8 protein-coding genes are annotated in these 12,755 nt (G+C 46.5%); 5 read left to right on the top strand and 3 right to left on the bottom strand.

Annotated features, from left to right (window positions below):
• Window positions 1–175 precede the first annotated feature (175 nt).
• The 3 genes from GO755_RS21070 (at window position 176) to GO755_RS21060 (ending at window position 8,153) form a co-directional block, all read left to right on the top strand.
• Window positions 176–2,782: an ABC transporter permease gene (locus tag GO755_RS21070; RefSeq protein WP_227687033.1), complete on the top strand. Its 2,607-nt coding sequence runs from the start codon at window positions 176–178 to the stop codon at window positions 2,780–2,782.
• A gap of 65 nt (window positions 2,783–2,847) precedes the next feature.
• Window positions 2,848–5,460 carry an ABC transporter permease gene (locus tag GO755_RS21065; RefSeq protein ID WP_157587276.1) on the top strand — a complete coding sequence of 871 codons (2,613 nt, stop codon included), beginning with the start codon at window positions 2,848–2,850 and terminating at the stop codon, window positions 5,458–5,460.
• A 65-nt stretch (window positions 5,461–5,525) separates the two neighbouring features.
• Window positions 5,526–8,153 (top strand): ABC transporter permease, encoded by a 2,628-nt coding sequence (locus GO755_RS21060; RefSeq protein ID WP_157587275.1) that lies wholly within the window; start codon window positions 5,526–5,528, stop codon window positions 8,151–8,153.
• Between the two features lie 26 nt (window positions 8,154–8,179).
• On the opposite strand, the gene GO755_RS21055 is transcribed toward GO755_RS21060, so the two are convergent.
• On the bottom strand, window positions 8,180–8,566 hold the full coding sequence (locus GO755_RS21055) for a hypothetical protein (RefSeq protein WP_157587274.1): 387 nt from the start codon (window positions 8,564–8,566) through the stop codon (window positions 8,180–8,182).
• A 360-nt stretch (window positions 8,567–8,926) separates the two neighbouring features.
• Between GO755_RS21055 and GO755_RS41510 the strand changes: the two genes are divergently transcribed.
• Window positions 8,927–9,142 carry a UpxY family transcription antiterminator gene (locus GO755_RS41510; RefSeq protein WP_227687032.1) on the top strand — a complete coding sequence of 72 codons (216 nt, stop codon included), beginning with the start codon at window positions 8,927–8,929 and terminating at the stop codon, window positions 9,140–9,142.
• A gap of 60 nt (window positions 9,143–9,202) precedes the next feature.
• Window positions 9,203–9,370, top strand: coding sequence for a hypothetical protein (locus GO755_RS41505; protein ID WP_227687031.1), 168 nt, complete (start codon window positions 9,203–9,205; stop codon window positions 9,368–9,370).
• Between the two features lie 107 nt (window positions 9,371–9,477).
• On the opposite strand, the gene GO755_RS21045 is transcribed toward GO755_RS41505, so the two are convergent.
• Together GO755_RS21045 and GO755_RS21040 are read right to left on the bottom strand one after the other, a co-directional pair.
• Window positions 9,478–9,816 carry a LytTR family DNA-binding domain-containing protein gene (locus tag GO755_RS21045; RefSeq protein WP_157587273.1) on the bottom strand — a complete coding sequence of 113 codons (339 nt, stop codon included), beginning with the start codon at window positions 9,814–9,816 and terminating at the stop codon, window positions 9,478–9,480.
• A gap of 978 nt (window positions 9,817–10,794) precedes the next feature.
• A complete protein-coding gene (locus tag GO755_RS21040) occupies window positions 10,795–12,615 on the bottom strand; it encodes a hypothetical protein (protein ID WP_227687030.1) in 1,821 nt (606 codons plus the stop codon).
• Window positions 12,616–12,755: the final 140 nt, after the last annotated feature.

The following is a 12,755-nucleotide window of genomic DNA, read 5'->3' as shown; positions in this document are numbered from 1 at the left end:
CCCCCTCTCCCGTTTTGGGAGAGGGGTCGGGGGTGAGGGAAAACGCCAAGTTGAGCCATGTTCCCCTCACCCCAACCCCTCTCCCAAAACGGGAGAGGGGCTAAAATACAGCACTTAACAGCCCTGGGGTAAGGGCATGAGCCAAAGGGTAAAACCAAACCCACTACTCTCTGCAATGAAACCAAACCATCGCCCCCCGCCCCGCCTGGCCACTTACCTCCTGCATCTGTTCTGCGCCCCCCACCGGGTGGACGAGATGGAAGGAGATTTGGATGAACTGTTCCAGCAACGGGTTCGGTTGCTGGGCGAACGGAAGGCGCGGTTGCGTTACATGCAGGATGTACTGAGCCTACTGCGACCTTCTTTACTGAGACGACAACATACTACTGAATACCCTCAACCGACAAATACAACCATGATACGTAACTATGTCAAAATCGCCTGGCGGAATATCACACGCAGCAAAGGCTTTTCGGGGATCAACATAGCAGGGCTTGCCCTCGGTATGGCGTGTAGTCTGCTCATTTTGCTGTGGGTTCAGGACGAACGTAGCGTAGATGGTTTCCATGCGAATGGAAAAAACCTCTATCAAGTCTATGAACGGAAGTACTATGATGGCAAAGTTGAAGCTGCCTATGAAACACAAGGGCTGTTAGCCGATGAACTCAAACGGGTTATTCCAGAGGTGCAGTATGCCAGCGGTCTGGATTGGACTCGCCCAGTTACGTTCCAGGTTGGCTCTACCGTGAACAAGGTTGAGGGAAATTATGCAGGGGCCGATTTTTTCAGAATGTTCAGTTATCCACTTCTGGCCGGGAATCCCAATACAGCATTAGACTCTCCTAATGGCATTGCGATTTCTCGAAAAATGGCGGATCAGTTTTTTGGAAGCCCGGAAAAAGCCATTGGGAAAGCCATTCGCTATGAAAATAAAGAAGACCTTACGATAACGGCCGTTTTTGAAAATATACCAGCCAATTCGTCGCAGCAGTTTGACTTTTTGCGAACCTGGACCGCTTTTGTAAAAGAAAATGACTGGGTTCATAATTGGGGTAACTACAATCCGTCTGCTTTTATTCAACTGCGACCGGAGGCTGATCCAGTTAAGGTAGAGGCTAAAATCAAGGATTTCATTCATCGCTATTTACCAAAAAACAAATCATTTCGTGTTGAGCTAGCCTTACAGGCCTACCCTGAAAAATACCTTCACTCGACGTTTAAAAATGGGCAGATCGAAGGTGGAAGAATCGAATACGTAAGACTATTCAGCTTCGTCGCTATGTTCATTCTGCTCATTGCCTGCATCAATTTCATGAATCTGGCCACAGCGCGTTCGGCGAAACGGGCCAAAGAGGTTGGCGTTCGGAAGGCTATTGGGGCGGCTCGTACAGCACTGATGGGGCAATTTGTGGGCGAGGCTATGCTGATCACCTGCCTTGCCATGCTGGTCGCGATTAGCCTGGTTGTGTTGATTCTTCCAGCCTTTAACAACCTTACCGGAAAGCAACTCGCCTTGCCGATTACGCAACCCATCTTCTGGTCTACGCTGTTGGGTTTACTTTTAGTTACAGGGTTTGTGTCAGGGAGTTATCCCGCCCTTTTCCTGTCAGCCCTAAATCCGGTTCGGGTCTTGAAAGGAAGCCTGCGGTTTAGTCCGGGAGCAACGAATTTCCGAAAGGCACTGGTTGTGTTTCAGTTTGGTCTTTCTGTACTGCTTGTGGTAGGCATGATTGTGATGTATCGGCAAATGAATTACATCCAGACAAAGAACCTCGGCTACAATCGCGAAAACCTGATTTACATTCCGTTAGAGGGTGAGATTGGCAAAAAATATGATCTGTTTAAAGAAGAAGCCGGTAAAATGCCTGGTGTGCTGACAGTCTCCCGAATGCGCGGCACCCCTACGATCATTTCGCACCATACCGGCGATTTCTCATGGCCGGGCAAAGATCCGAACCAGGCTACATCGTTTGCCGATGAGACGGTGGGCTATGATTTCGTGAAAGCCGCCGGGCTAACGCTAAAGGAAGGGCGCGACTTCTCAAAAGCGTTTGGCATCGACTCCGTAGGCTTCCTGGTGAACGAGGCAGCCTTAGCGAAAATGGGGTACAAAACGGGCGTTGATCAACCGCTATCCTGGGGCGACCGAAAGGGCAAAATCATTGGTGTGTTGAAAGACTTCCACTTCAGCTCCATGCACGAGACCATTGAACCTCTGATTATTCGTCTGGATGAAAAAAGAAGCTGGGGGACAATTCTGGTCCGTACGGAACCAGGAAAAACAAAAGAAGCGCTGGCTGGACTGGAAAAAGTCAGCAAAGAGTTGAATCCCAGTTTTCCGTTTACGTATCAGTTCTCTGATCTGGAGTTCACCAAACTCTATCAAAGCGAGCAGATGGTCAGTCAGTTAGCGAACTACTTTGCCATTCTGGCCATTTTCATCTCCTGCTTAGGTTTGTTTGGATTAGCCACCTTCGCGGCTGAACAGCGGACCAAGGAAATTGGTGTCCGTAAAGTATTGGGGGCATCAGCCGGAAGCGTTGTAGCCCTGCTTTCCAAAGATTTTTTGAAACCGGTACTGATCGCCATTATCATCACCACACCCATTGCCTGGTATGCCATGAACCGATGGTTACAGGATTTCGCCTATAAGATTGATATCGAGTGGTGGATATTCGCTCTGGCCGGTGGGCTGGCGATTGGGATTGCCCTACTGACCATCAGCTTCCAAAGTATCAAAGCTGCCTTGATGAATCCAGTTAAATCATTAAGGTCTGAGTAATGCCGACCGTCCCGGTCGGACGTAACACCCATTAACTGCCGACCGGGACGGTCGGTACTACAACCATGAAACCGCCCCGACACGTCCGCCCCCGCTTCGCCACGCGCCTGCTGCATCTATTCTGCGCTCCTCACCGGCTCGATGAGCTGGAAAGTGATCTGGATGAGCTGTTCCAGCAGCGGGTCAAACACCTTGGCCTACAGAAAGCTCGCTGGCGCTACGTGAAGGACGTACTGAGTTTGATGCGGCCATCCTTGATGAAACGACAACCTACGAATGCATATCCAAACCCCGCTATTACCACTATGCTACGCAATTATCTGACAGTCGCGTTTCGGAATCTGCTCAAGAACCGGGTGTATTCCTTTATTAACATTTTTGGGCTGGCCTCGGGTATGGCCGTGGCGATGCTTATTGGCCTTTGGATGTATGATGAACTCTCGTTCGATAAGCATACTAAAAATTACGACCGACTGGCTAAACTCTGGCAGTTTGTGAAGTTCGACGTGGAGAAATCGTCCTACGATGTGATGCCGATTCCGCTGGCGCAGGAACTGCGAAGCAAGTACCCTGATTTCGAGTCGGTTGGTCTATCGGTCACGCGTAATGTGATTCTGGCTTCCGGCGACCGGAAACTTCTGAAACTGGGCAATTACGTCGAGCCTGATTTTATCAATATGCTGTCGCCGGACATCGTATCAGGCACGCGGTTTGGGAATAATGATATCAATTCGATTCTCCTGTCTGAATCACTCGCCAATGCGATGTTCGGAACTGAAAGTCCGCTCAATAAGCTGATCAAACTGGATAATAAACAGACGGTGAACGTAGCGGGCGTTTATAAAGATTTTCCCGCTAATAGTACGTTCAACGACGTCACATTTCTGGTTCCCTGGAAATTTTTTGAGGCTAACACAGAAAACGCCAAACGCGACCGGACTGATTGGGACTCCAATTCGTACCAGATTTACGTCCAGCTCAAACCGGGTGCCGACTTCGCTCAGGTGTCGGCTAAAATCAAGGATATCCGAATGAAGCGGGATAATCCGCCGGGTTATAAACCCGAGTTTTTCCTACATCCGATGACGAAATGGCACCTCTATTCTGATTTTAAAGACGGCGTCAATACGGGCGGGATTATCACGTTTGTTTGGCTGTTCGGCAGCATTGGTGTCATTGTTCTACTGCTGGCCTGCATCAATTTCATGAATCTGAGTACGGCCCGTAGCGAGAAACGCGCCAAGGAAGTCGGGATTCGTAAGTCGATAGGATCGTTGCGGAGTCAACTGATTATGCAGTTTTTTAGTGAATCGCTGTTGATAGCGATGCTGGCGTTTATGTTGTCCATTCTATTCGTACAGCTTACCTTACCGTTTTTCAATCAGATAGCTGAAAAAAAGATGGTAATTCCATGGGCGAGCCCTCTGTTTTGGCTCGCGGGAGTGGGGTTCAGTTTGCTAACGGGTTTCATTGCAGGAAGTTATCCAGCGCTGTATTTATCCGGATTCCAACCCATCAAAGTGCTCAAGGGTATTATGCGAACCAATCGTTCGGCAACGATTCCACGTAGGGTACTGGTTGGTTTTCAATTTACAGTTTCCGTTACACTCATCATCGGCACCATCATCGTATTCCGGCAGATCGAACATGCCAAAGACCGCCCGGTGGGTTATAGCCGAAATGGGCTGATTGAACTTGGGATGAACGCACCTGAGTTGTCCAGTCATTACACAGCCCTACGAAATGATTTGATCAATTCAGGAGCCGTAGCCGATATGGCAGAATCGTCGGGTTCAATGACAGGACAGGCTGGTGGCACAACTGATATTTCGTGGAAGGGCAAAAAGAACGACAGTAAGCCACTTGTCATGTCGAATTACGTAACGCACGATTATGGCAAAACGATCGGTTGGCAGGTAAAGGAAGGCCGGAATTTCTCCAGGGATTTTACGACGGATAGTGCTTCGATGATTATAAATGAAGCGGCTGTAAGACTAATGGGCTTCAAGCGGCCGCTTGGCGAAACCGTTAGACAAGGTGGTCGCGAATACAAGGTCATTGGGGTGATCAAAGACATGGTGAAAGAAGATCCATTTAAGCCAGTCAACCCATCTTTTTTTGCGGTCAACTATCGGAATGTCAATACCATCAACATTCGCTTAGCTCCGCAACTATCGCCCCAGGAGGCACTGGCGAAAGTCGAGCAGGTATTTAAAAGCTATAGTCCCGATTCGCCTTTCGATTACAACTTCGTTGACGATCAGTTCGCTCGAAAATTCGGGAACGAAGAACGGATTGGCGGATTGGCCGGTGGATTTGCCATCCTGGCGATTCTGATCAGTTGTCTGGGCCTGTTTGGACTGGCGTCGTTCATGGCAGAGCAACGTACCAAAGAAATCGGTATTCGGAAAGTGCTAGGCGCATCGGTGTTCAACGTGTGGGGTTTGCTTTCGAAAGAGTTTATGATTCTGATTTTAGTGGCCTTCTGCATAGCGGCCCCCATTGCCTACTACGTGCTGTCGGGCTGGCTCCAGAATTACCAGTATCGAACCGACTTATCGTGGTGGATTTTTGCCCTCGCAGGCTTAGGTGCATTGGTTGTGACCTTATTGACGATCAGTTTCCAAAGTATCAAAGCAGCCTTGACGAATCCAGTCAAATCATTGAGATCTGAGTAATGCCGACCGTCCCGGTCGGGCCTAACACCTATTAACCGCCGACCGGGACGGTCGGTACTACAACCATGAAACCGCCCCGACACGTCCCGCCCCGCTTGGCTACACGCCTGCTACATCTGTTCTGCGCTCCACACAGGGTAGATGAGTTGGAAGACGATTTGGATGAATTGTTCCGGCAACGGATCAGGCAAGTTGGTGTGCGGGAAGCTCGCTGGCGCTATGTGAAGGACGTATTGAGTCTGATGCGGCCTTCGCTCATGAAACGACACCTTACGAATGAATATCCTGAACCAACACATGCAACCATGATACGCAATTATCTAAAAATCGCCCGAAGGAACCTCATCAAAAACAAGACCTATTCCTTTATCAATATTGGCGGATTGGCTGTGGGCATGACAGTAGCCATGCTCATCGGCCTGTGGGTTTATGATGAATTATCGGTTAACCGATCCTTCGAGAATTATGATCGCATTGCGCAGGTGATGCAAAATCAAACGAATAATGGGATCGTCAGCACACAGGAACACAATCCTCCTCCGCTAGGCGACGCCCTCCGAACGATGTACGGAACAGACTTCAAATACGTCGTCATGTCGTCTGGAACTTTCGAAACGATCCTGTCAGTGGGCGACAAAAAGTTCACGAAACCAGGGAACTACATTGAACCAGACATTACCGATATGCTCAGCCTGAAGATGCTCAAAGGGACACGCTCGGGGTTGAAAGATCCGTCGTCCATTTTACTGTCTGAATCAGTAGCGAAGGCTTTTTTCGGCGATAACGACCCCATCGGGAAAATCGTCAAACTGAATGATAATACGAATCTGAACGTAGCGGGCGTCTATGAGGACTTCCCGGCAAATTCACAATTCAGCGACGTAACTTTTCTGGCTCCCTGGAACCTCATTTATCAGGCAACCCGCAACAAAGACGACTGGGATAACAATCAGTTCCGCACCTATGTCCAACTGGCTGATAATGCGGATATGGACAAGGTTTCGGCGCAGATTAAAGACATCAAATTCCGGAATGGACGGAAAGATAGCCAGCAATATCATTCGGAAATGTTTCTTCATCCGATGAGTAAGTGGTACTTAGCGTCTGATTTTGAGAATGGTGTATCGGTTGGCGGGCGCATTCAGTACGTCTGGTTATTTAGCATTATTGGTGTGTTTGTGTTGCTGCTAGCCTGCATCAACTTCATGAATCTAAGCACCGCCCGAAGTGAAAAACGGGCCAGGGAAGTGGGTATTCGCAAGGCAGTTGGGTCAGTCCGAAGTCAGTTAATTAGCCAGTTTTTCAGCGAATCTTTTCTGGTCGTTATTCTGGCCTTTGCGCTGGCAATCGGACTGACAACGCTTTCCCTAACATGGTTTAACGAAATCGCGGGCAAGCACCTGACTATGCTCTGGACGTCGCCTTACTTCTGGGCAGCGAGTCTGGGATTTATCCTACTGACCGGATTTCTAGCCGGAAGTTATCCAGCGCTGTACCTGTCCTCATTCCAGCCCATCAAGGTCCTGAAGGGGATTGGGTTTCAGGCCGGACGGTTCGCAGCTCTCCCACGCAAAGTATTGGTAGTCGTTCAGTTCACGGTTTCGGTCACGCTGATTATCGGAACGATTATCGTTTACCGTCAGATCCAATACGCCCAAAATCGACCGATGGGTTATAATCGAGCTGGTTTGATTATCCTTCAAACGCCAACGCCTGACGTTCATGATCATTTTGACGCGATTCGGGATGAGTTGAAAAAATCGGGAGCCATCGCCGAAATGGCCGAATCACACAGTCCGTTAACGAACGTATTTCTTGTCCTTCCCGATTTCGACTGGAAAGGCAAAAACCCGAGTCTACAAGCAAGCCTTGGTGCGGTTAAAGTGTCTTATGATTATGGAAAAACCGTTGGCTGGCAGTTTAAGCAGGGGCGTGATTTTTCAAGAACCTTCACGACCGATTCTGTAGGGATGATCTTGAACGAATCGGCCGCGAAAATCATGGGCTTCAAACACCCAGTTGGCGAAGTTATTAAAGCGGGCGAGTTCTTAAGTAATGAATCGTTCAACGTGATTGGCGTCATCAAAGATATGGTAATGGAGTCGCCTTACGAACCCGTCAGGCCATCCGTTTTCATCATCAATCGCAGGAAAGGCAATTTCGCCATCCTGAAATTAGCACCGACCCTCAGTGCCGCCGACGCATTGAGCAAAACAGAAGCCGTCTTCAAAAAATACAACCCAGCCGCCCCCTTCGACTACAAATTCGTTGATCAGGAACACGCCGTAAAATTTGCCGCTGAAGAACGAGTTGGCAAACTGGCTTTACTCTTCACCAGTCTGGCCATCCTTATCTCGTGTCTGGGTCTATTTGGACTGGCCTCCTTCATGGCAGAGCAACGTACCAAAGAAATCGGCGTACGCAAGGTACTGGGCGCATCGGTATTCAGTCTGTGGCGGTTATTGTCGAAGGATTTCGTTTTTCTGGTTGTCATCGCCTTTGGGATCGCGACGCCACTTGCCTACTATTTGCTCGGTAACTGGCTCCAGAAATACAGCTATCACACGGACCTATCGTGGTGGATTTTTGCAGCCTCGGGCGCGGGTGCGCTGGTCATTACGCTGCTAACGGTAAGCTATCAGTCGATCAAGGCAACGCTGATGAATCCGGTGAAGAGTTTACGGTCAGAGTAAGGGCAGTGGGTGAGGAAATTATCTGGTCAAAATTCAACGGAGGAGAGTGTAACGCTTGACACAGGTGTAAGATTTACATAACGGCTGACAACATCCTCCCCCGCTTTACCTACACTTTTTCCTTTAATGGATAAGTCATAGGAATCCCGATCTATATTCGCCACTAAAACGCTGGCCAGTGTATAGGCAATTTTCGTTTTGCCCGACGTGCCCTTTACTGTAATCTTTACATGCTGCGCATCCAACCGGGTAACACTTAGCGCGCCAGTGGGGCTGGTATCAGATGTCGTTGGAGAATCGTATTCCGTTAATTGATATAATCCTTCTACAGCGCTGGCGGTATCTGGATCAACGGTTTTACTACAGGCAGCTGTAACTACTAATAATAGAAGTCCATAATTATATTTTTTCATAAAAACTCTATCAATAGAACTACGTAAGCTTTATCTATGGTAAACGCGGAAGGCAATCAAGCGCATTTGTACCAAGATAGAACTTTGAGAGCAGAAACAAAAAACGCTGACCTCATCGAAGTCAGCGTTTATCATTCTTTCTGTACCCTCTCCACTATAAATGACTCCTATCTCCCAGTCTCAAGTTATTTACTTCAGATGGATTTTATGTTGTTGAGTTAACCCATTAAACTTATATTTCTTAGTTTGCGAAATAGCAATAATCATAAGCTTAACGACTATAGACCATTTCTAATACTGGATTTTCTGGTAGCGAAATAACCTCCTCTATACTAATTACTAATTAAACGTATGCCTTGATTGGTAATCTATACAAAATCCAGATCTGAAAAGCTGGCAGCTAAAGAACTCCAACAACGAGGTGTCGAGGTATATTGCCCATTTAGAAAAGTCAAACGAAAATGGTCTGACCGTATAAAGACAGTTGAGGAACCCCTGTTCCGATCTTACTACTTCGTGCACCTGGAAGAACACGAACGTCAGGCTGTTTACGAGGTACCCGGAGTTGTTGGTTAGCTTTACTGGCTCAAGAAACCGGCAATAGTTAAACAAAAAGAGATTGATCTGATCAAGGACATGTTGAATGACGTTGATCACGATTCACTGGAGCTACTTGACGTTAAGGCAGTTGACCGGCTTCGAATTGCATCTGGCGCCTTTATAGATCACGAAGGTGAGGTCATGTCGACTCAGGGAAAAACAATAGTCGTTAAAATTGAATCCCTACAGGTCTATGTTCGGTAGATCTGAACAAAAATAAAGTAGAGTAATTAATCCCGAGAAAACGATTGTCCTAGCGTATATTCAATAAACTAGTACCTCACCAACCTACTCGAGGTACTCTCGCAGCATCAGTTTGCCAACTGAAGCTGTGAGAGTACTGGAAGCACTGCAGGAACGCGCCGTCTGGCAATTTCAAACTGAGTCTCGTCGGCCATAACGATGTAATTTGTATCTGTGGAATTACCAGCTGGTTTGCAGGACGAAATGTAGGTTTGATTAATAAGTGCCTTTTTATGCACTCGTAGAAAATGAGGCCATTGATCGGAAAACCACTTTAGCGTTCTACATGACAGAACTACCTCGCCGTTCGTCATGTATAAATAGCAATAATTGATGTTTCCAATAAGATAGAGTACTTCCTGCGGATCATAGTGGTGTTCTCCGCGCTTGCCGGGGAGTCGTTTCATATACTATTGTTGAGTTTAATAGGTTGGTCACAATCGCTGATTCTTTGATCCAACAAGAATGTCAATCAACGCTTAGTCACCAAGTCTTTTTAGTATAATAATGATGAGAAAAAATATAACAATACAAATATTAAAAAAAGATATTGGTTTGACAATTTTTTCTCTTAAACGGTAAAGCCTACTAGCCTCGGGCATTCACGTAGGGCTAACATAAAAAGCCAGTAAGTTTTTCAGCGGAGAGATTGGCTTCGAAGAATCACTCCTTTCTGAACGTCTAGGAAAATTCCCCTAGAGCTATCTGGGCGATGATATTGAACTTTAACTGTAAAGGGTCTTAAAACGAAGTGGTAAGAACTAGTTCATTTCGTTTGGCTCAAGCAGAAATTCAATAGGATAGGATTTTGAACTCACCCTTTGTTCCGATTAGATTCCTATTGATTTTCCGTTGCCCGTACAGGGTTATTTCTTGACGGCATGGGCTATAAAAAAAAGTTACTTAGCCACCCGTGGTGGCTTGCTGATGAGAATTTTTCTTATTACCCCTTAGCCGATTAATAAATAGGCTTTCTTTTTTAACCTAATTTTCATCTCATTATCAACACCTTACCCCTAGTTTCATCTCAAGATTTTTACCAAACCTCCCCTAAGATGAAACGACACCTTGACGATCTTGAAGTATTAATTAGCCTCATGGCCATTGCCTCACTTATTGCTGTTAGCGTCTTTTTCTTTTGGACAAATTAGGCTACTTTTTTCATCCAGATTTAATTCCTGATTAACCGCATCTTTATGTCCTCATTCTTGCTTTGAGGCATGAAAACGACTCGCAAATCATTGTTAATTCCCGGTCCCTGGACGCTAATCGTACTCCTATCCACTACCCTCTTGTGGCGAGTAATCGAGACTGCCTATAATCTAATCTTTTGATTCAAAAAATTGATTACCTAAAATCCCGGTTAGCAGCTACTAATCGAAATTTTACGGCTCGGTGTAAGCCCCTATTGCTCCCGAGTAAGTAGTATAACTAGGACCATAGCTCGTGAGCTCTACATATAATACTGGAATTACATTTGCCCCAATAGGGGAATAAGGCCTGGCTAAATAAAGTGCTGACGTTGGTATTAATATTGACTGCGTGTAGGTGCTATTGATATCTGGCCTTGTATAGCGCTCTAGCGTACTATTGGTATTGGTACTGTTACGGCGCGTTAAATAAACAATGTCATCATAGCACGGTGTCGGGAAGTTCATGCCGCCGATGTATGAGGGAAGGCCGGAACTGAATCCCTGTCCAGCTATTCCAAATGTGTTAATTAGCCATGAGTTCCCTGATGCTGTCGTTATGCTAGCACCTGACGTAACCGTCCAACTATCACCTGAAGGAGTTGTAAAACGGGTCAAGCCAGAGGCTAGTGTTGTGAAATCCACACTTGTCACCACCACCTGATTGAAGTCCAGCAATTGTGCTGTCTGTATAATCGCTGTTGTAGATTCAACTCCACCCAATACAACAAAAGGAGCATCACTAGTAATAGGTATAATGGTACCCGTACTACCCATGCTACTACCACTACCATTGCCAAGATCAATCCAGTTTGTCCCATCTAAACAATACTGAAAGTAGGCTCTAGCAAGTCCGGCAACATCGTCTCTATATTTAAATCCATAACCTATCATAGCACTAAAACTACCCGGTATAGCGGCCTTTGTTGTAACTGTTTTCATTGTAGAACTGCCTGTTCTACAGGTAAACTTTACTGTTCTATTCGCCAGCAATTCAAACCACCAACCTTCTCCACCTACTACCCTACTGGCTAGTGTTGTTGATGTAGTAGGTGTAACTGAAAATGAGCATTTTGTTCTTACTTCAAAATCACTCATATTCATAGCACGCTTGTAGGCAGCTACCGCACCACCTTTGGGTGTTCCAATTGCCAGTGCTTTAAAGGTTGCGCTAGCTTTACTAATTGTCTTATAGGTACCTTTCATGGGCGTAGATTTGCTGTAATCGAGATAGGCTATCGCAGGTTCGGCGGGTCCCGAACGAACATAGTACAGCCGACGTGATTCCGCATCACCTGAATTATCCGGAATCAAAGCAGATAGCGAATTGTCTGAAACAGGAGTACTGGTTTGAGTGTAGATGTTCGCCGAAAGCGTAGAAGTAACAGGAGAGGTTAATGCGCCGGTCACAGCATCCAGTTCCAGGTAATATACACTGTGACTTGTAGCTTCAGGATTAAAACCCATTGCAATACGAATCACCTGATTGCCAGTTGCATTAAAAGCATCGGCAGTCGTAATATAGGTCTGTTTATTGTTGCCACTCAGAATAATGCGAGGTGGACGTGTAACTGTAAAAGCTCCCGTAGCCTGATTTACAGAAAATGTCATCGCTGTCCATTGATGGTTGTTTAGTCGGTTGAAGACGATAAATGTATCCTGAGTAGTATCCGACTCCGCATTAAGACGATGTATCTGGGCATAGGAAGCTACATTCCCCAAATCAATTATCGTTTCGGTTTCCCACGCGGTAATATCTCCAGAAAGTTCTCCCACACGGTAATGTATAAGATGGTCTTTGTTGTGATTTGCCCAAGCGATTACTGAACGTCTCCCACTTGCCGCATAAAAAGCAGGTGCACAGTGATCATCCACAATTGCTTTCCCAACCTGAAACTTCTTTGTTTGTTTGGATAGGTGCGTATATTCACAAGCATAAATAGCTCCATCACTTCCAATCGCGCCAAACAATGTGCGCTTGTAAGGAAGTGCTTCATATGTCGCTATGGGATGCATCCACCATTCTGATACAGCATCTGCGACGTTAATGTCATGATCCTGAACAGGCTGGGTCCACGTGTAATTAGTGCCAGCCAAGACAGGGTATGAACCTGGTTGTGCGAAACTGACCAACGAAGAAAATACGAATAGGATAC

Origin of the sequence: Spirosoma arboris (assembly GCF_009754945.1) — a bacterium.
Taxonomy (GTDB): Bacteria; Bacteroidota; Bacteroidia; order Cytophagales; family Spirosomataceae; genus Spirosoma; species Spirosoma arboris.
The sequence above is the reverse complement of the archived record's forward strand: the minus strand, read 5'-3'. Positions and strand labels throughout refer to the sequence as shown.

Excerpts from the sequence above, each read along its gene's own strand:
- GO755_RS21070 (WP_227687033.1), top strand. The coding sequence starts at position 176 with ATGAAACCAAACCATCGCCCCCCGCCCCGCCTGGCCACTTACCTCCTG.
- GO755_RS21065 (WP_157587276.1), top strand. The coding sequence starts at position 2,848 with ATGAAACCGCCCCGACACGTCCGCCCCCGCTTCGCCACGCGCCTGCTG.
- GO755_RS21060 (WP_157587275.1), top strand. The coding sequence starts at position 5,526 with ATGAAACCGCCCCGACACGTCCCGCCCCGCTTGGCTACACGCCTGCTA.
- GO755_RS21055 (WP_157587274.1), bottom strand. The coding sequence starts at position 8,566 with ATGAAAAAATATAATTATGGACTTCTATTATTAGTAGTTACAGCTGCC.
- GO755_RS41505 (WP_227687031.1), top strand. The coding sequence starts at position 9,203 with ATGTTGAATGACGTTGATCACGATTCACTGGAGCTACTTGACGTTAAG.
- GO755_RS21045 (WP_157587273.1), bottom strand. The coding sequence starts at position 9,816 with ATGAAACGACTCCCCGGCAAGCGCGGAGAACACCACTATGATCCGCAG.
- GO755_RS21040 (WP_227687030.1), bottom strand. The coding sequence starts at position 12,615 with ATGCATCCCATAGCGACATATGAAGCACTTCCTTACAAGCGCACATTG.